General features: G+C 56.2%; 15 protein-coding genes. 5 read left to right on the forward strand and 10 right to left on the reverse strand.

From position 1 onward, the window contains the following. Positions 1-2 precede the first annotated feature (2 nt). The 3 genes from ACR0A1_RS07970 to ACR0A1_RS07980 form a co-directional block, all read right to left on the reverse strand. The gene (locus ACR0A1_RS07970; RefSeq protein ID WP_170391936.1) at positions 3-395 is read right to left on the reverse strand and encodes a cytidine deaminase; all 393 of its coding nucleotides are present in this window, start codon (positions 393-395) and stop codon (positions 3-5) included. Between the two features lie 104 nt (positions 396-499). Continuing rightward, the gene (locus ACR0A1_RS07975; protein WP_480866980.1) at positions 500-1,603 is read right to left on the reverse strand and encodes a cupin domain-containing protein; all 1,104 of its coding nucleotides are present in this window, start codon (positions 1,601-1,603) and stop codon (positions 500-502) included. Next, positions 1,566-2,270 (reverse strand): hypothetical protein, encoded by a 705-nt coding sequence (locus ACR0A1_RS07980; RefSeq protein ID WP_480866982.1) that lies wholly within the window; start codon positions 2,268-2,270, stop codon positions 1,566-1,568. Before ACR0A1_RS07980 ends, ACR0A1_RS07975 begins: the two co-directional genes overlap by 38 nt. A 196-nt stretch (positions 2,271-2,466) precedes the next feature. On the opposite strand from ACR0A1_RS07980, the gene ACR0A1_RS07985 reads away from it, so the two are divergent. From ACR0A1_RS07985 to ACR0A1_RS07995, 3 genes are all read left to right on the forward strand, one after another. Next, on the forward strand, positions 2,467-4,740 hold the full coding sequence (locus ACR0A1_RS07985) for an NADP-dependent malic enzyme (protein WP_170401318.1): 2,274 nt from the start codon (positions 2,467-2,469) through the stop codon (positions 4,738-4,740). A gap of 287 nt (positions 4,741-5,027) precedes the next feature. Further along, positions 5,028-6,917 carry a propionate-CoA ligase PrpE gene (prpE, locus tag ACR0A1_RS07990; RefSeq protein WP_170594802.1) on the forward strand — a complete coding sequence of 630 codons (1,890 nt, stop codon included), beginning with the start codon at positions 5,028-5,030 and terminating at the stop codon, positions 6,915-6,917. 180 nt (positions 6,918-7,097) lie between these two features. Further along, positions 7,098-8,537 carry an amidase family protein gene (locus ACR0A1_RS07995; RefSeq protein ID WP_170594800.1) on the forward strand — a complete coding sequence of 480 codons (1,440 nt, stop codon included), beginning with the start codon at positions 7,098-7,100 and terminating at the stop codon, positions 8,535-8,537. Positions 8,538-8,808: 271 nt separating this feature from the next. Here ACR0A1_RS07995 and ACR0A1_RS08000 read toward each other — a convergent pair whose 3' ends face one another. Beyond that, a complete protein-coding gene (locus ACR0A1_RS08000) occupies positions 8,809-9,570 on the reverse strand; it encodes an NAD kinase (protein WP_480866985.1) in 762 nt (253 codons plus the stop codon). 168 nt (positions 9,571-9,738) lie between these two features. Between ACR0A1_RS08000 and glyA the strand changes: the two genes are divergently transcribed. After that, positions 9,739-11,034 (forward strand): serine hydroxymethyltransferase, encoded by a 1,296-nt coding sequence (glyA, locus tag ACR0A1_RS08005; protein ID WP_170594798.1) that lies wholly within the window; start codon positions 9,739-9,741, stop codon positions 11,032-11,034. Between the two features lie 69 nt (positions 11,035-11,103). On the opposite strand, the gene ACR0A1_RS08010 is transcribed toward glyA, so the two are convergent. After that, positions 11,104-11,478 (reverse strand): hypothetical protein, encoded by a 375-nt coding sequence (locus tag ACR0A1_RS08010; RefSeq protein ID WP_170391953.1) that lies wholly within the window; start codon positions 11,476-11,478, stop codon positions 11,104-11,106. An 89-nt stretch (positions 11,479-11,567) separates the two neighbouring features. Between ACR0A1_RS08010 and ACR0A1_RS08015 the strand changes: the two genes are divergently transcribed. Then, entirely contained in the window at positions 11,568-12,326 is a 759-nt protein-coding gene (locus tag ACR0A1_RS08015) for an alpha/beta fold hydrolase (protein ID WP_170401328.1), read from the forward strand. Here the strand turns inward: ACR0A1_RS08015 and ACR0A1_RS08020 are convergent, their stop codons facing one another. The 5 genes from ACR0A1_RS08020 to ACR0A1_RS08040 all read right to left on the reverse strand — a co-directional run bounded on the left by ACR0A1_RS08020 (position 12,327) and on the right by ACR0A1_RS08040 (position 18,694). After that, complete coding sequence (locus tag ACR0A1_RS08020; RefSeq protein WP_170391965.1) at positions 12,327-12,512, reverse strand: hypothetical protein; 186 nt, start codon at positions 12,510-12,512, stop codon at positions 12,327-12,329. It abuts the gene before it with no gap. 83 nt (positions 12,513-12,595) lie between these two features. Beyond that, entirely contained in the window at positions 12,596-12,988 is a 393-nt protein-coding gene (locus ACR0A1_RS08025) for a rhodanese-like domain-containing protein (protein ID WP_170391967.1), read from the reverse strand. A 72-nt stretch (positions 12,989-13,060) separates the two neighbouring features. Next, positions 13,061-14,401 carry an HlyD family type I secretion periplasmic adaptor subunit gene (locus ACR0A1_RS08030; protein ID WP_170391969.1) on the reverse strand — a complete coding sequence of 447 codons (1,341 nt, stop codon included), beginning with the start codon at positions 14,399-14,401 and terminating at the stop codon, positions 13,061-13,063. A gap of 3 nt (positions 14,402-14,404) precedes the next feature. Continuing rightward, positions 14,405-16,711: a type I secretion system permease/ATPase gene (locus tag ACR0A1_RS08035; RefSeq protein WP_480614725.1), complete on the reverse strand. Its 2,307-nt coding sequence runs from the start codon at positions 16,709-16,711 to the stop codon at positions 14,405-14,407. A 36-nt stretch (positions 16,712-16,747) separates the two neighbouring features. After that, entirely contained in the window at positions 16,748-18,694 is a 1,947-nt protein-coding gene (locus tag ACR0A1_RS08040; RefSeq protein ID WP_480866989.1) for a type I secretion protein, read from the reverse strand. Positions 18,695-18,726: the final 32 nt, after the last annotated feature.

Raw genomic sequence — 18,726 nt, forward strand, 5'->3', positions numbered from 1 at the left:
AGTCAGACATCCTCCATATGCGACGCGTCGAACGCACCCGGCAATAGATCGGCAATCGTGGTTTTGGTTTCCAGACCATCAACCGTTGCCATCGTAACGACCACATCCCCGTTGCCGAATTCGGCCAGTTTCTGACGGCATCCACCACATGGGGGCACCGGCTGCGGGCTGCTGGCGACCACGTAGACCTCGGTCAGTTCTTTTTCACCAGCGGCGACCATTGCCGCGATTGCCCCGGCCTCGGCGCACGTACCTTCGGGGTAAGCAATATTTTCGACATTGCAGCCAAAATAGATCACACCTGAACTGGACCGGATCGCCGCCCCGACCTTGAAATTCGAATAAGGCGCGTGGGCATTTTCCCGAACGGCCAAAGCTGCATCTTTCAAAGACATGGCGAATCCCAATTTTTGATCATCTGGTCAGAATATCATACCCTACTGGAAAGCGACGGGGGAATTGAAGCCCCCTTGACGCCATTATCCACTTCTTCTTGGCCCTAACCCAACGTCGTGTTGAAGGTCCCCGGCAAAGTCACCTCAAGCAGTTCCACATCCCGCGAGGGGTCTGACAGCCGTGTTCGCATTCCCGGCGGGATGACGAAGGCATCGCCCTGTTCCAACCGATAGGGCTCGCGCCCTTCACCCTCAAGCGTCACCTCGCCGGTCATCACGAAGGTAAAGTGTATGTCGGTGTCGTGGCTGGCCCATTGAGGGTTACCCTCGCCCCGGCGCACGACCTGAACGCCCGCCACGCCTTTGGTATTCTCGGCAATCGTCGTGTCACGACAGATGTAACCGGGCAAACGGAATGGCACCCAGTCGGAATCTTTCGCCTGATTGTAAACGAACCGCTGCCCATCCCATTCCCGATCCGGGCGGAAATGCGGGGTGGGTAGTTCCATCTCATGATCAATCTCCGTGACATGCTCGGCTGGGACACCAATCTCGATCACCTGAACGTTGTCTGACGCTTCCAGCACGCGGTGGCGGATTTCAGGCGGCTGAATAAAGCAATCGCCTGCCGTCAGGCGCATCTTGTCGCCCTGATCTTCGTAGACCACATCGACCCAACCGTGGATGCAGAAGATCAGCTGAAATCCGACTTTGTGGAAATGCACCATGTCGGGCACAGGACCACCATCTGGGATACGTATATGGCTGGCGATAATCGATCCGCCAAGCCGGTCCGGCACGAGATCGCGATAGTGCATCCCTGCCCGTCCAATGATCCACGGCGCCTGATCCTTGAGCCTACGAACAACAAAAGAGTGGACGGTATCCGGCATGACCAGCGGCGGGTTCAACTCGTCAATCTCGATCCGGGTGCCGTTTGGGGCTACAAGACTTCGTTGACCGTCTGCAAAACCATCTGGATCGGATGTCAGAATGCGCAACGTTCCCGCCGCTTCAGCTGCATCTTTCTCGATCCGCAAGCGCAGACCGTGACCAGAGAACACGGCAACCCGAGGGTCATCTGCCGGATAGATCATATCCATCCGCATCCCCAGTACCTTGGTATAAAACGGGATATCGTTGCGCAGTTCCTGCGTCGGCAGTCGGAATTCAGCGCGCGTGAGGGAGTCGCCGGTATTGCTGGTCATTCTGTTTCTCTTCGGATTTTGGTTTTGGCCATCCGATCAGAACAGCAGCCAAAATGCCAATCGAAAAGTACATCTCCAGCGTTTCTTCCATCACGAACAAACGTGTAGCCATCGCAACCGAAAGGTATTCGTCGAACAATCCGCTGATTTCCTCAAGAAGCTGAGCCAGCACCGCAACACTTCCGGCCAGGAAAAAAATCATCAAAAAAGGCGCGCGGATCTTAAGTGCCTTAATTCCGTTCGGTATCCCATGCCAGAGCAAACCACCAATGACGATCGCAGCCAAAGCGATCCTTACTGCAGTCACATCAAGCAATAAATCAATCCAGTTTAGGACCACAAAAGGCGCGCTGCCTTCTGTGTACACCTCCGCCTCCAATTCGCGCTCGGCCAACAGCAGGCAGACCAATCCGATATACAGCCGCGAGATGCCTCGGAAACGCGTCAACGCGACCAGCCCGGAAACCAGTAACGCAGTGGCCGATATCGTCTCAATCAACCCACCTTCCTGGATGAAAGCCGCAGCCGCTTCGGGCCAAATCATAACCACAAAAAGTAATGAAACCGCCGAAACAAGCACAACAAAGAAGACATTCCGATTGGCACCAATCCTGATTGAAGGGTTGGCAAATTGCGCACTAGCACAAGCTTTGTCTTCATGACGCATGATAAGGTCCGCCGCTTCTGGTGTCCGTCAGGTTCCCCGGAATTGGCTGTACATAAAAACGATGCAGCAACTCTCAACCAACGTTTCGTTAACGTATCCGTGAGGCCTGTCTCTGACTGCGGTCCGAGGCGACATAGCCAAGCGCTGAGAAATAGTTTAACCATCAAACGAATATTGGAACGGAGTTGTATTACCGATGTCTGACACACCGAACCTGAGACAGGCCGCGCTTGACTATCATGCGCATCCAAAGCCCGGAAAGCTTGAGATCAAGGCAACCAAACCAATGGCAAATGGTCGGGACCTTGCGCGGGCATATTCGCCAGGCGTCGCCGAAGCCAGTCTTGAGATAAAGGACAACGCCGCCAACGCTGAGAAATACACGGCCCGCGGCAATCTTGTTGCAGTTGTGTCAAACGGCACCGCAGTTCTGGGCCTTGGGAATATAGGCGCATTGGCCTCGAAACCGGTGATGGAAGGCAAGGCCGTCCTGTTCAAAAAGTTCGCAGGCATCGATTGCTTTGATATCGAGGTGGATCAGCCTGACCCAGAAAAGCTGGCAGATATCGTCTGTGCTCTGGAGCCCACATTTGGCGCGATCAACCTTGAAGATATCAAGGCACCGGATTGTTTTATTGTCGAAAAACTGTGCCGGGAACGGATGAACATCCCGGTGTTTCATGACGATCAGCACGGCACGGCAATCGTTGTTGGTGCCGCAGCGAAGAACGCCCTGTATGTGGCAGGAAAGAGCTTCGAGGATATCAAAGTAGTTTCGACCGGCGGCGGTGCTGCCGGGATCGCCTGCCTCAGCATGTTGGTGAAGCTCGGCGTCAAACGCGAGAATATCTGGCTGTGCGACATTCACGGGTTGGTCTATGAAGGTCGCGCCGAGGATATGAACCCGCACAAGGATCAGTTCGCGCAGAAAACCGATCTGCGCACTCTGGATGATGTGATCGGAGGTGCCGATCTGTTTCTGGGGCTGAGCGGACCAAATGTGCTCAAGCCTGAGATGGTCGAGAAGATGGCCAAGACCCCGATCATCTTTGCGCTGGCCAACCCAACTCCGGAAATCCTGCCACAGGCGGCGCGCGAAGTTGCCCCTGACGCGATCATTGCGACCGGTCGCAGCGACTTTCCGAACCAAGTGAACAACGTGTTGTGCTTCCCGTTTATCTTCCGAGGTGCCCTGGATGTGGGCGCGACTGAAATCAACGACGAGATGCAGATCGCCTGCGTCGACGGCATCGCCGACATGGCCCGCGCGACGACCAGCGCCGAAGCCGCGGCGGCCTATAAGGGTGAGCAGCTGACTTTTGGTCCAGATTACCTGATCCCAAAACCCTTCGACCCGCGCCTCGTTGGGGTCGTTTCCTCATCGGTTGCACAGGCGGCTATGAAGAGCGGGGTCGCAAAACGACCCATTGATGACCTCGAGGCCTACAAAGAGCGCCTGAACCAGACCGTGTTCAAATCTGCACTGTTGATGCGGCCAGTGTTCGAAGCCGCAGCCGTCGCATCGCGTAGAATTGTCTTCGCAGAAGGGGAGGACGAGCGTGTTTTAAGGGCTGCGCAAGCGATATTGGAAGAAACCACGGAAACCCCGATCCTGATCGGGCGACCGGACGTGATCAGCGCACGTTGCGAAAGGCTAGGCCTGACAGTACGACCGGGGCAGGATTTTCAAATCGTGAACCCTCAGGACGATCCCCGTTACTACGATTATTGGAATTCGTACCATCAAATAATGCAGCGTCGGGGGGTCACTCCGGATCTGGCCAAGGCCATCATGCGCACCAACAACACCGCCATTGCAGCAATCATGGTGCATCGCGGTGAGGCGGACAGCATGATCTGTGGCACTTTTGGTGAGTATCGCTGGCATCTTAACTATGTCGAACAGGTTCTGGATGATGGCGATTTGCGCCCTCATGGCGCGCTTTCGCTGATGATTCTGGAAGATGGCCCTCTGTTCATTGCAGACACGCATGTAAGACAATTGCCGACACCAGAAGAACTTGCCGAATCCACCATTGGAGCTGCTCGTCACGTGCGGCGGTTCGGGTTGGAACCCAAGATCGCATTTTGTTCGCAATCGCAATTCGGCAATCAGGCCGAGGGATCAGGCAAGCGGCTGCGGGCTGCGCTTGAGATTCTCGATTCCGAGCCACGCGACTTCAGCTATGAAGGCGAGATGAACCTTGATCTGGCTTTGGATCCTGAATTGCGTGCACGTATCTTCCCGAACTCGCGTTTGGAAGGCTCTGCAAATGTCCTGATCTTCGCCCATGCGGATGCGGCAAGCGGTGTGCGCAATATCTTGAAGATGAAAGCGGACGGGCTTGAGGTAGGTCCAATCCTCATGGGAATGGGAAACAAGGCGCATATCGTAACGCCCTCGATTACGGCCAGGGGACTGCTGAACATGGCGGCCATCGCAGGTACGCCAGTCGCGCACTACGGATAAGCCCAGCGCCTATATCATTACGTATACATGACCGGGCACCAGATTAGGTGCCCGGTTTGATTCTGTTAGCGCCAGAACATTTGCAGCAATAAATTTGCAGATTTGCAAATCTTTGCGTGTGACACTCAGAAATCTGCTCAGATCAGAGGATTTGCAAAAATTTGCAAGCCAAACTGCAAGGTTCTGCAAAGATTTTGCGATAAACTGACGCGCCGTTATGCGCATCGCTTGCTCGAAACATCCACGATGCCTAACACATAGCTCAAGGAATTTGGGAGGAGGCCATCATGGCATATCAGGACGTCTACGAGAGCTGGAAGAACGACCCCGAAGCATTCTGGATGGATGCAGCCAAGGGGATCGATTGGGTTCAAGCGCCCAGCAAAGCTCTGTTTGACGACAATGCGCCTCTTTACGAATGGTTCAGTGATGCCAAGGTAAATACGTGCTGGAACGCGGTTGATCGCCATGTGGAAAATGGTCGTGGTGAGCAAACCGCGATCATCTATGACAGCCCCATTACTCATACCAAACGCGAAATCTCATACGTCGAGTTACGCAATCGGGTTGCTAATCTGGCCGGCGCACTTCGTGCAAAAGGTATTGAGAAAGGTGACCGCGTCATCATCTACATGCCTATGATCCCCGAAGCGCTGGAGGCAATGCTGGCTTGCGCCCGACTAGGAGCAGTGCATTCAGTGGTATTCGGCGGTTTTGCCAGCAACGAACTGGCCGTACGTATCGACGATGCGAAACCCAAGGCGATCATCGCTGCCTCATGCGGGATGGAGCCGGGACGCGTTGTGCACTACAAACCTCTGCTGGATGGCGCGATCGATCTGGCCACCCACAAACCCGAGTTTTGCGTAATATTCCAGCGCGAGCAGGAAGTCGCACAACTAATCGAGGGGCGCGACGTCAACTGGCACGGTTTCCAATACGGTACGGAGCCCGCAGAATGTGTACCAGTCAGCGGCAATGATCCAGCCTATATCCTCTATACATCCGGCACCACTGGTGCGCCCAAAGGCGTCGTGCGCCCGACTGCCGGCCATCTGGTCGCACTGAACTGGACGATGAAAAACATCTACAATGTCGATCCGGGAGATGTGTTCTGGGCGGCTTCGGATGTCGGCTGGGTCGTTGGCCATTCCTATATCTGTTATGCCCCGCTGATCCACGGCAACACGACGATTGTTTTTGAAGGCAAGCCCGTCGGAACACCTGACGCCGGAACTTTCTGGCGCGTGATATCCGAACACAAGGTCAAAAGCTTCTTCACCGCCCCAACCGCCATTCGTGCCGTAAAACGCGAAGACCCAAGCGCAGAATTGATGGCGAATTACGATCTATCCTGCCTTAAGGCTCTGTATCTTGCAGGAGAGAGGGCTGATCCAGATACGATCATCTGGGCGCAGGATGCGCTGAAAGTTCCGGTCATCGATCATTGGTGGCAAACCGAAACTGGCTGGACCATCGCTGGCAACCCGCTCGGAATCGAAGAGCTTCCGGTCAAGCTGGGATCACCTGCCAAGCCTATGCCGGGCTATGACGTTCAGATTCTGGACGAGGGCGGCCATCCTATGAAACCGGGCGAGTTGGGCGCGATCGCAGTCAAGCTCCCGCTTCCGCCAGGCACATTGCCAAACCTGTGGAATGCCGAGGCGCGCTTCAGAAAATCCTATCTTGAGCATTTTCCCGGCTATTACGAAACCGGTGATGCGGGCATGATCGACGAAGATGGGTATCTCTATATCATGGCCCGTACCGATGACGTGATCAACGTCGCCGGGCACCGACTTTCGACGGGCGGGATGGAAGAGGTTTTGGCCGCTCACCCCGATGTGGCAGAATGCGCCGTGATTGGGGTTTCTGATCAACTGAAAGGCCAGATGCCCGTAGGTTTCCTGTGCCTGAATGCCGGATCCGACCGAAATCACGCGGAGGTGGTAACCGATGTGGTCCAGATGGTTCGTGACAAAATCGGCCCAGTCGCTGCGTTCAAGAAAGCAGTGGTGGTGGATCGTCTGCCCAAGACACGCTCGGGCAAGATCCTGCGTGGTACGATGGTGTCGATCGCGGATGGGAAGGCGTATAAAATGCCTGCCACAATCGATGACCCAGCAATTCTGGACGAGATCACGGTGGCCCTGCAAACTATCGGCTACGCGCAGTAATTTCACGGTACGATCAAGCGGAGCGCCTTACGGCGCAATCGATTTGCGCTGTCGCGCGTGTGCGAGGCTCTGCCTCGCGCTCCGAGATATTTTTGGCCAGATGAAGGTTGGATCCGTTTTGCGATTGCGGGGCTTGTCATTGGGTCCTCCTCACCTCAGTTTGAGGTGAGGAGGACGAGCATGACACAGGGCGATATCTGGCGTTTTGATGCAACAGAATTGGCTGCGCTGACCCAAGCTGGCGAGTTGAGCGCAGAAGAGGTGATCAGTGATGCATTGGAGCGGATGCATCAGGTAAATCCCTCGCTGAATGCTGTCGTGGACGATCTGGGCACAGAAGCGTTAGAGCGTGCATCTGCGCTTGATAAGGCGCGCCGCAATAGTGCCTCGGTTGGGCCGCTGCACGGGGTCCCCGTGACCATAAAAGTGAATGTCGACCAGAAGAACCATGCCACTACAAATGGTGTGGTTGCCTTGAAGGATGTCATTGCCCCTGATGACGCCCCGGTGGTTTTAAACTTGCACAATGCGGGGGCCATTGTCATCGGGCGGACCAACACGCCCGAATTCTCGTTCCGCGCTGACACGGATAATCCACTTCATGGGCGCACGCACAATCCTTGGGGCCGCCATATCTCGCCCGGCGGGTCGTCCGGGGGCGCGGGGGCTGCGGTCATGGCGGGCATCGGCGCACTGGCTCATGGCAACGATATCGGAGGTAGCTTGCGGTTCCCTGCTGCAGCCAATGGTGCGGTTACAGTGAAACCGGGGCTGGGCCGCGTACCGGCCTGGAACCCCAGCCAGAAGGTGGAACGCGGGATGCTGGCACAATCGATGTCGGTACAGGGCTTGATCACAAGAAGCGCAAAGGACCTGCACCTTTCGATGCCCAGCCTGATCGCCCCGGACGCCCGCGACCCCTTCCATGTGCCAATGCCTTGGCGCGGCGCGGGGCCGGACGTCCCAATCAAAGTTGCGTTCACCAAAAATACGTTCGAATACGCTTTGCACCCCGAAGTGGACAAAGCGCTAAGTACTGCTCGGGAGGCGCTGGTAGATGCCGGATATATAGTTGAAGACATTGATCCGCCGGATGTGTTCGAATGCGGGCGCATCGGCTATCGCGCGCTGATGGGTGAAGTGCTGACGTTGATGAAAAACGATATCGAGGCAGCCGGGTCTCAAACCATTCGCGATATTTTCGAGGTTTATTTTCAGGAGTTTCCTCCGATCGTAGGCGACGATCTGATTCAGGCGTTGGCGCAACGCAGCCATTATGCGCGCCAATGGTCGCTATTCATGCAGGAATATCCTTTGGTCCTGTCTCCTTTCCTGCCGCAACCGTTCTTCAGACCCGATCGTGATACCGAAGGTGCCGAAGGCGTTCATGAGGTGTTAGGATGCGCGGTCTATTCTTATGCGATGAATTTCCTCGGGCTGCCCGCCGCCAGCGTTCCCGCACGCTTGGCCGAATTGCCGAATGGGCCGCAACCGATCAATGTTCAGATTGCTGCTCGACGCTGGCGTGAGGACATGGCGGTGGATGCAGCGGTCGCGATCGAAGCGCGTGTGGGGCAGATGGCTCCGATTCTGTGGGATCGAATGAGCGCGCAAACCTGAGACATCGTCACTCAGGCCTCACAAATGAAATAGACCCCGGGATTTTGTCCCGGGGTCCGCATACTAAAATATGCCCGGATTAAGATGACGAGCGTAGCACCACCCACCCTCGCCAGCGCGAAAACTGCGCAACCATTCGAAAACACCTTTAGATGGCCACTCACTTCCACCTCGGCGTGTTCTCCGGGCAACTTGAAGTTAACAAACCCTTATCGCGTTGCCTGTGAACTGGTTCACACAAGGGGTGGAAAAATGATCAACACGCTGAGATTTAAGTAAATTGTTCGGAGATCAATCGTTCTTCCAGGCCGTGGCCAGGGTCAAATAGAATACGATGCTGGATCGCAATCTCAGACCTGATCTCGACCCAATCGATATCCGGAAACGATATGGAATCGGCCGCAACGATAACCGGGCGTTTGTCAGCCTCGATCACATCGAATCTGACTTTCGCAACTTTCGGCAGCAAGGCGCCACGCCACCGCCGGGGGCGAAACGCGGCGATTGGCGTCAATGCCAGAACGTCCGCGCCAATGGGCACAATGGGTCCGTGAGCGGAATAGTTATATGCGGTTGAACCCGCCGGCGTGGAAAGCAATGCGCCATCACACACGAGTTCGGCCATACGTACCCGCCCATCCACGCTGATCCGCAGCCGCGCTGCCTGCGGCCCCGCACGAAGCAGCGAAATCTCGTTGATTGCAAGTGCTTGGTGCTTTTGGCCCGCCTGGTCCATTGCAGTCATCGCCAATGGATTGATGACTTCTTCCTCTGCCTCTGCTAGCCGGGCCATCAGATCAACTTCGGCATATTCGTTCATCAGAAACCCGATGGTACCGCGATTCATTCCATAAACCGGCTTGTCCAAATGCTGGACGCCCTGCAGCGTCTGAAGCATGAAGCCATCACCACCCAGCGCCACCACAACATCTGCGTCTCTCGGCGCTGCATTTCCGTAGCGCGCCACAAGCGCATCCCGGGCGGTCTGCGCAACCTTGGCATCGCTGGCCAGAAAGGCGATTCTCTTTGTCATGTTTTATAGTTTCCAGTGCTGCACATTTGGTTCCGAAACAAACATACCTTTCCGCAATAGGCCAGAGTTGACGCCATAGAGGGCCATTTCGTCGCTTTACAACCTTTCTGACACACGTCGTTTCCGATAGGAAATCCGCCAGATACACCCCAGCCATGCGGAGCGCACATGAACGCCAATCTTCGTGACAACGGATTTTTCACCCAGTCCCTCGCGGATCGTGACCCCGAGCTGTTCGGCTCGATCACATCTGAATTGGGCCGCCAGCGCGACGAGATCGAACTGATCGCCTCGGAGAACATCGTCTCTGCCGCCGTGATGGAGGCGCAGGGCTCGGTCATGACCAACAAGTATGCCGAAGGTTATCCGGGCCGCCGGTACTATGGCGGTTGTCAGTTCGTCGACATTGCCGAGAACCTGGCTATCGACCGTGCCAAGCATTTGTTTGGGTGTGAGTTTGCCAACGTCCAACCGAATTCGGGATCGCAGGCGAACCAAGGTGTATTTCAGGCGCTGATCAAGCCCGGTGACACCATTCTAGGAATGTCGCTGGATGCAGGTGGTCACCTGACCCATGGTGCGGCGCCGAACCAGTCGGGCAAGTGGTTCAACGCGGTACATTATGGCGTGCGCAAGCAGGACAACCTGATCGACTATGATCAGATTGAAGCGCTGGCAAAGGAACATAACCCCAAGCTGATCATCGCCGGAGGCTCGGCCATCCCGCGCGTCATCGATTTTGCCCGCATGCGTGAAATCGCCGATATGGTCGGCGCCTATCTGCATGTGGATATGGCCCATATCGCCGGTCTGGTTGCCGCAGGCGCGCACCCTTCGCCCTTCCCGCATGCGCATGTGGCCACCACCACCACGCATAAAACCCTGCGCGGCCCGCGCGGCGGCATGATCCTGACCAATGATGAAGCGATTGCCAAAAAGGTAAACTCGGCGATCTTCCCGGGCATTCAGGGTGGTCCGCTGATGCATGTGATTGCTGGCAAGGCCGTTGCCTTTGGCGAGGCACTGCGTCCTGAGTTCAAGGACTATATCAAGCAGGTCGTTGTGAATGCGCAGGCTCTTTCAGATCAGCTGATCAAGGGTGGCCTGGACACTGTGACCCACGGCACCGATACCCATGTGGTTCTTGTCGACCTGCGCCCCAAAGGCGTTAAAGGCAACGCAACCGAGAAAGCTTTGGGCCGGGCACATATCACCTGCAACAAGAACGGTGTGCCGTTCGACCCCGAAAAGCCGACGATCACCAGCGGTATCCGTCTGGGCTCGCCTGCCGGAACCACCCGCGGTTTTGGTGAGGCCGAGTTCCGCCAAATCGCAGACTGGATCATCGAAGTGGTCGACGGTCTGGCCGCAAATGGCGAAGACGGAAACGGTGCGGTCGAAGCCAAAGTCAAAGCCGAAGTCGCCGAACTTTGCGCGCGCTACCCGCTTTATCCGAATCTCTGATCCAATACGGATCTTAGAACAGAAAACGGCGCCCTGATCGGCGCCGTTTTTCTTTGAGGTGTGCAGCGGTCAGATATACCCGCGCCATCGTAGTACGAACACAGCCAACGCCGCCAACACGATCAGGCCCAACGCAAGCGAACCAAGAAAGCTCAGGAACCATCCCCAACGTCGATCTGCCAGATTGATCGCGTTTAGGTGGCCTTGCACCTCGTCCGACGCTTTTTCGAGCCGGGGCATATCCAAAACCATCCGCAGTTTGGGATGCTCGGCCATCTGCTCGGCCTCTGCCAGAACCAAGGCCTGTTTATAGACCTTGCGCGGCAAACGCCGCTTTGCGCGCCGGACCGAGGCAATCAGGGTCTTGTCTTTCACGCCAAGCTTTTTACGCAGCAACCGAATGGTCTCTGCGATCCGGGTCTGGATATCGATTTCCTGCGTCATTGGCGCCTCCTGACGGGACAATGTAGCCGCGCGTCACACCGGCGACAATGGGGCTGGTTGTTCCGCGCGGTGACGCGTATCACAGGAGCATGCTGAATACGATCATCCATGGCGACCCGACCGATCATCCGCCCCTGCTGATAGCGCATGGCCTCTATGGTTCGGCGCGCAACTGGGGAGTCATTGCGCGGCGACTGTCTGACGAAAGACAGGTGATCGCGGTCGATATGCGCAATCACGCCTACAGCTTTTGGGATGCTCAGCATGGCTACCCGGATTTGGCGCATGATCTGGCAAAGGTCATCGACAGCGTTGGCGGCATCGCCGATATCGTCGGGCATTCCATGGGTGGAAAAGCTTCGATGGTGCTGGCGCTGGAATATGGCGATCTGGTGCGCAAGCTGGTCGTCGCAGACATCGCACCAGTGGCATACAGCCACAGCCAGATTCAATTCATCGAGGCAATGCGGGCGGTCGATATGTCCCGCGTTCAGCGTCGTTCAGATGCCGAAGCACAGCTGGCCGATCTGGGCGTCGAAAAGGCGCTGCAGAGCTTTTTTACGCAGTCTTTGGATGTTGAGGGAGGCCGCTGGCGGCTGAACCTAGATGTACTGGCCAGCGAAATGCCAAAGATCATGGGCTTCCCCGAGATTTCGACCCATTGGGACGGCCCTGCTCTGTTCCTGTCCGGCGCAGCATCAGATTATGTGCAGCCCGAACACCGAGAGCAGATTCGCACCCTGTTTCCTGCAGCTCGCTTCGCCAAAATTCCCGGTGCGGGGCACTGGCTGCACGCCGAGAAACCCCGCGAATTCGAAGCTGCAGTCAGGACCTTCTTTAACGCTTAATCAAGCGCCTTGATACAGGCGTTTTGCCACCAGCCACGACACCGGCGCGGCAACAACCGCCCCTGCTGCTGCGGCGGAAACGATGGCCATCCAGGTCACCATTCCAACCGCTAGGACCGCAATCACGGCAGAACCCGCGATGGCTGTGGCGATCAAAGAATAAAGCGTGGCTGCTAGGCGTATCATGGCCAGTATCCTGTGTTTAAGCTTCTGGCCTTTACATTACAGCAACGGAATATGTGTGACTTTGATTTGGGTCAGATATGTAGCTACATCCCGCGATCCATGGGCCCGGTCGCCTCACCACCGCCATTCACCCAATCCGCAAAGCCACCCAGATTGTAGACGTGTAAATATCCCATTTCCTTAAGCAGTTTTCCAGCCAGCGCTGCCCTTCCGCCAGACGCACAATGCAGGATGATCACCCGATCCCTGCGCAGTTCTGCATCATGGGAAGGCAACTCGGGGTCGGCCCGAAACTCCAGCATACCGCGCGGGATATGATGCGCACCGACCGCGCGCCCTGTCCTTTCCAGTTCAGGCGCATCGCGAATATCCAACAACAAGGCACCCTGCCCGATCAGTTCTTTGGCCCGGCTGGCGTCGATACGCTCAACCACCGCGTTTGCAGCTTGCATCATGTCTTTGACCGTCAATGGCATTTGCGCCCCTCCAGGAAATGAATCCGTGCAAGGCTAACATGCAGAAAATTGAAGGTGTAGACGTTCAGACCCTTAATGTTCGCGGAAAGCACGCGACATACTGTCAACCACCGGCTTGGCGATATAGGCCGCAAAGGTGCGTTCCTCGGTCTGGATCATGATCTCGGCGGGCATTCCGGGTGTCGGCACGAAGCCCCGCACGCGACCCATCTCTTCCGTGGTCAGAGAAATGCGCGCCAGATAGACCTCTTGCGGCATACCGGCAGAATCCTCGACAAGCGAGTCAGCCGAGACGTAATAGACCTCGCCCTCAAGCACTGGGGTTGTCCGTTGATTGAGCGCGACTAGGCGCACCGTCGCGATCTGCCCGGTGACCACGCTGTCGATCTCGGTACGCGGGATCTGCGCTTCGATGATCAATGGCGCATCGGCGGGCAGAATCTCAGCAATCTGTTCGCCAGTTTCGATCACCCCGCCCGGCGTGTGGTGATGAAGTCGCACCACTGTGCCTGTCACCGGTGCACGCACAACGGCACGGGCCAGAACGCTACGGGCCTGACGGGCTTTTTCACGCACACTTTCAAGATCGGCTTCAATCACGCCCAACTCGTCCAGCGCAGCCTCGCGGTAGGCTGAGCGGGTGCGCAGAATCTGCTCTTCATACTTCAGCAGCATCTGGTTTACCTCAGCCGTTTCTGCGCGCAAACGCGCCAATTGACCTTCGGCTTCGGCCTGCACCCGGCGGATCGTATTCAGATCACCTTTGCGCACTAATCCTTTTTCAAACAACGAATATTTGGTCTCGTATTCTTCCTCGAGAATCTCTGATCGCCTTTCCATGCTGACCAATTGTGCTTCAAATCCTGACGCACGAATTTTCAACGCCTCCATGTTGCGCTGCAGCAAAGCAATATCGTTCAGCAGTGTCTTGCGCGATACATCAAAGCTGAGTTTCTGATTGTCGAGGATCGTCATGACCTCGACGTCGTCCGATGCTTCGATCAATCCGGGCGAAAACACGAGGGTTTCCTGTTCGCTATGCTCAGCCAGCAACCGTTCGGTCATGGCCTGAAGGCGAAGTTTGCGAATGAACAATTCGCGTTCACTCGCCTCGGCCGAGGTCTGATCCAAAGTCATCATGATCTGTCCGGCTTGAACAGATTCACCTTCCGAGACCAGAATGTTCTCGATGATACCGCCTTCCAAATGCTGCACGATCTTGTTGCGGCCGGTCGCGACAAAGCTGCCTTGCGCGATGACTGCAGCGGCCAGAGGTGCACGGAAGGACCAGACGCCAAAGCCGCCAAAACAGACAATAAGCATGATAAAGCCAATCACGATGAATTTGGTGATCGAGCGCGGAACCTCAGAGTACCAAAGACCGCCTTCATCGGTGCGTGCCACGTCGTTCATCGCTTAATCCCCCTTGCCCTGTATTTCGGGCGGTTGCTGGCGCGGCCCGTTGAGCTGTTCCAGCACCTGTTCGCGCTGCCCGAACAGCGCCACGCGCCCATCGGTCAGCAGCATGATCTTGTCGACAACATTCAACAGAGTCGGCTTTTGCGTAATCACCACAACGGTGATCTTGCTTTCCTTTGCTTGCTGAATTGCGCGCGCAAGCGCCTTGTCACCTGCCACGTCGAGGTTCGAGTTCGGCTCATCCAGAACAACCAAACGCGGGTTGCCGAAGAAGGCACGCGCCAAAGCAATACGCTGCTTCTGGCCACCTGAGAGAGGTGAGCCGTCCGCAGCAACCACCGTCTCATACCCCTGCGGCAGTGTAGCGATCATGTTGTGCACGTCGGCCAAAACGGCGGCATCGTGGATCTGCTCATCCGTGGCATCGGCACGCATCCGGCCAATATTGTCTTTGATGCTGCCGGGGAACAGCTGTACGTCTTGCGGCAGATAGCCAATATTTTCGCCAAACTGGCGGGGATCCCAGTTGCGGATATCCATCAGGTCCAGCCGCACACTGCCTGAGGTCGGCAGGATCGAACCCACCAGCGTTTTACCAAGTGTCGTTTTGCCTGCGCCTGAATTCCCGATGATCGCCAGAGTTTCACCTGGGTTCAGCGCAAAGGTAATCCCGTTCAGAACCACCCGCTTGGTGCCGCCTGGGACATACAGCAGGCGTTCGACATCCAACCGCCCCTCAGGCCGTGGTAGGCGCAGTTTTTCATATTGCAGGGCCGAGTTCGACAGCAGAGCCTTGATCCGCCCAAAAGCGCCGCGCGTAAGCAGGAAGGTATTCCAACCCTCGATTGATCCTTCGATCGGCGCGAAAGCCCGCCCCGCGATGATCGAGGCGGCGATGACCATACCGCCGGTAATTTCGCCCTGCAGCGCAAGAAATGCGCCCCAGCCCAGAATGCCGATCTGCGTCAAAAGACGGACGGCACGTGAAATGGCCGCGAAGATCACGTTACGATCCTGCGCCTTGACCTGCCATGTCAACGATTGTGCGGTGTCACGCCCCCAGATGCGCACTGCCTCGGGGATCATCGCCAAAGCGTTGATGATCTGACTGTTGCGCGACATTGAATCCAGATGCTGGTTCGCCATTGATTGCGCCTGATTGGCCTTGGCAAAGGGCTTGGCGGTCATTTTCTGGTTGATCAGCGCGATGATCATCAGAATCACGGCCGTCGTCACCACAATCATCCCAAGTTGCGGATGCACCAGAAAGATCATCAGGATGAACAGCGGTGCAAATGGTACATCCAGAAATGAGATCAGAGTGCCCGAGACCAGAAAGCCCCGCACCTGTTGCAGATCCCCAAGTGTCTGATATTCGCGTCCGTTGCCGTGCAGCGAGGCATGGGCCGCAGCGCTAAGAACCGGGGCCCCAAGACGGGCGGCGACCTCGACCGCTGTACGCATCAGCATGAACCGACGAACGGCATCAAATGCGGCTTGAAAAATGACTGCTCCGGCAACGATTGCCGTCAGCATGATCAACGTATCCAGCGAGCGACTAGTCAGAACCCGGTCACTGATCTGAAACAGGTAGATCGGGATCGCTAGGATCAGGACGTTGGTCGCGCAGGTCAGTACCAGCACGAAGGCCAGATTGCGCCAAATCGCGCGCAGTGAGGTACGCAGCGTCTTCTGGAAATCTTCAGGCGGCGTGCGTTTGTGGAATGTTTGGGGTGGCCCCTTGCCATCGCCACCACCCGTCCCCGGGCGCAGCAAGGGTTGGTTGGCCTTGGCCTCGATCGTGGTGCCCATGCGGTCTTTACCATCCGACGGCGCAGAGGGGGTCATGCGTGCAGTCGATTGGTCGGCGGTTTCACAATCGGGGGCTTCGGTATCGGCCACCCCAGTGTCGCCACCCGCAGGATCCTTATCTTGCGCGGGCCGCGACGACGCGCGCCGAAGGGGAGAACCAGCGCGCGGTTGTGATGTTTGATCCAACTGCTCTGCCTGGGTCTGCCCCGGATTATCCGGTTGTGTCGTCGCCTGAGGCGCTTCTGATTGCCGCGATCGTTTCGCGGGCCCGGCAACCGGGGTGTCACTTGCTTCCGGGGTCTCTGGTTTGCTTTCGGGTTCCGCCAGTTGCATATCACTTGTCAAACGCAGGCGGGACGCTGTTTTTGCAAGTTTACTTTCATTTGGTTTTGCTACCCGATTTCGGGGTTCCAGGGTCAATGGGCCTCCGCCTCCGTGCCGGTCCAATGGACTTGCAAAACGGGTGCGGCGCGACGAAAAAACGATCGACATAAACTAACCTTCCGGTCACTCGTAAATCAGGAAATATTAGGCCAGCATGGTCTGCAGGCCATCGGAGGAATTCGCCATTTCGCTTGGCGTGAGATCGTTACCGTTAGGCCCAATGCCATTGTCGTGACCTGGCATACCCGCCTCTTCCATGATGGCGGCGATTGCCTCGTTGGTCATCTCGGCGATGTCCTCATTCGTGGGCATGTCAAGCAGGCTTGCCTGATGCAGTAGCAGGTCAGAAAATGCCCCATCCTGAGCCATAACAACCGAATCCACGCCGGCCTTGGTTACATTGGCGGCGTTCAGCATCGCATTGCTGCCTGCCAGAACCTCGGTCTCGTCCGCGTGGGGACCATTCAGATATACGTCATCCTGATCGGCAAGCATCGTCGATTGCTCGGCCACGTTGACCTGAACCAGCGATCCATCGATCTTGAGGACCCGCATCTGCTCCATGCCAGCAAACATCGGATCGTTCATTAGCGCCTCTTCCAGCGCTGCCATGTCGTCCTCGCCCATGGTCATGGCGTCGGCCATGGAGTCGTGCATCGCCTGATACGTATCTTCGCCTTCTTTCTTGAGAGAAACCTCGTTCATAACCAGGTTTTCGTCCGATCCATCGATGGGTCCGGGCAATCCGCCCATCACCACATCGTCATCCAATAATACGTGCGTCTGGACAAACGCATCGACCGATATCATGTCGCCTTCGATCATGATCAGGTCATAATAACTGCCAAGTTGAAGAATATTGGTGACATCAATCAACTCGTTGTCACCCAACGCATACAGCGTGGTCGTCGCGCTAATCTCGGCATCAATATGATCGATATCCGTTGCATCGATGTCCTGCTTGACAAAATTTGCAACGATCAGATCGGTCGTAATCCAATCAACATGCACATATGCCGGGGCATCGTCTCCACTTGAGCCTTTCTTAAGCCAAGGGGCTGAGTTGCCTTCGACCTCGATCGTCGACGAGTGCACCACATTGGTGCCCGAGCCGCCATTCGTGCCTTTGTCTGTGTCAGATACAACGGCGACCTGGCTCACCATGGCCAGTTCGATTGCTTTTCCACCGACCGCAATATAAGGCGCATCGACCCAGGCCACAGTTGCGTTCATCTCGTTGATCGCAAGGTTGCCGCCTGCGATCACCGTGTGACCTTCGGCAAATTCGTCTTCCTCGTCCTGAGCCCATTCGGCGGGCATCATATCGGGCGTTTCGTCTTCTTCTTCCTCGTCCGGTCTATGATGCGCAGGCAGAAGATCTTCCCATTCCGGGGCTTCGTCCACATACTCACCATTGACGATCACGCCCATCGCGTCTTCGCCGTGGAACTGATAAACAACCGCGCCTTCAACTTCGACATTGATTGGGGCCAACATCGCTTCGGCCAAAGACTCGACGTATTCAACCGACAAGTAGTCCGAGATCGAGAACGAGGGCACGGCAAACGCGTGCATCGATGCTGCGACCTGCGCAGCCGCCTCGGCCAATGCGATCAACTGATCGACATCGCGGAAATCTCCCTCGCCGACAACGTCATTGTCGCGCAGGAAAATCGTCTGGAACGTGTAGGTTACAGCAGACCCGATAAGCTCTGTCACAATCTCCAGCTGCTGCTCGATCACAAACGTTGCACCTAGGCCGGTTGTCGCTTCGGGTAACGGCGGACCGTCTGAGAGTGGTGGTTCAAGTACAACGACCGTTTCAAATTCAGGGCCGTCGGTTGGGGGTGGAAGTTCAGGAGTGGCGGGGGGGGTGTCAAACCGATAGGAAAGCGGACCATATTTGCCTGGGTCCAATTCAAGATCTGCCTTGATCCGGGTCTTTGCGGGTTCTTCCAGTTCGTCCAGTTCCGCCTTGCGCCGCATGGCGGTGAACTCTTCGTACTGATCCCTCAACCGGGCTTTTTCAATCGTAAGATCAAAAGATCCAATAAAGTGTGCAATCTTTTCGGTAACACTATCGAATGACATTTCGATGATCCCTTACCCCCTTGCCGACTAAA

This window comes from Ruegeria sp. D6 (genome assembly GCF_056534365.1).

Excerpts from the sequence above, each read along its gene's own strand:
- ACR0A1_RS08015 (WP_170401328.1), top strand. The coding sequence starts at position 11,568 with ATGCTGAATACGATCATCCATGGCGACCCGACCGATCATCCGCCCCTG.
- prpE (WP_170594802.1), top strand. The coding sequence starts at position 5,028 with ATGGCATATCAGGACGTCTACGAGAGCTGGAAGAACGACCCCGAAGCA.
- ACR0A1_RS07980 (WP_480866982.1), bottom strand. The coding sequence starts at position 2,270 with ATGCGTCATGAAGACAAAGCTTGTGCTAGTGCGCAATTTGCCAACCCT.
- ACR0A1_RS08030 (WP_170391969.1), bottom strand. The coding sequence starts at position 14,401 with ATGAACGACGTGGCACGCACCGATGAAGGCGGTCTTTGGTACTCTGAG.
- ACR0A1_RS08010 (WP_170391953.1), bottom strand. The coding sequence starts at position 11,478 with ATGACGCAGGAAATCGATATCCAGACCCGGATCGCAGAGACCATTCGG.
- ACR0A1_RS08025 (WP_170391967.1), bottom strand. The coding sequence starts at position 12,988 with ATGCCATTGACGGTCAAAGACATGATGCAAGCTGCAAACGCGGTGGTT.
- ACR0A1_RS08000 (WP_480866985.1), bottom strand. The coding sequence starts at position 9,570 with ATGACAAAGAGAATCGCCTTTCTGGCCAGCGATGCCAAGGTTGCGCAG.
- ACR0A1_RS07995 (WP_170594800.1), top strand. The coding sequence starts at position 7,098 with ATGACACAGGGCGATATCTGGCGTTTTGATGCAACAGAATTGGCTGCG.
- glyA (WP_170594798.1), top strand. The coding sequence starts at position 9,739 with ATGAACGCCAATCTTCGTGACAACGGATTTTTCACCCAGTCCCTCGCG.
- ACR0A1_RS08020 (WP_170391965.1), bottom strand. The coding sequence starts at position 12,512 with ATGATACGCCTAGCAGCCACGCTTTATTCTTTGATCGCCACAGCCATC.
- ACR0A1_RS07985 (WP_170401318.1), top strand. The coding sequence starts at position 2,467 with ATGTCTGACACACCGAACCTGAGACAGGCCGCGCTTGACTATCATGCG.
- ACR0A1_RS07975 (WP_480866980.1), bottom strand. The coding sequence starts at position 1,603 with ATGACCAGCAATACCGGCGACTCCCTCACGCGCGCTGAATTCCGACTG.
- ACR0A1_RS08040 (WP_480866989.1), bottom strand. The coding sequence starts at position 18,694 with ATGTCATTCGATAGTGTTACCGAAAAGATTGCACACTTTATTGGATCT.
- ACR0A1_RS07970 (WP_170391936.1), bottom strand. The coding sequence starts at position 395 with ATGTCTTTGAAAGATGCAGCTTTGGCCGTTCGGGAAAATGCCCACGCG.
- ACR0A1_RS08035 (WP_480614725.1), bottom strand. The coding sequence starts at position 16,711 with ATGTCGATCGTTTTTTCGTCGCGCCGCACCCGTTTTGCAAGTCCATTG.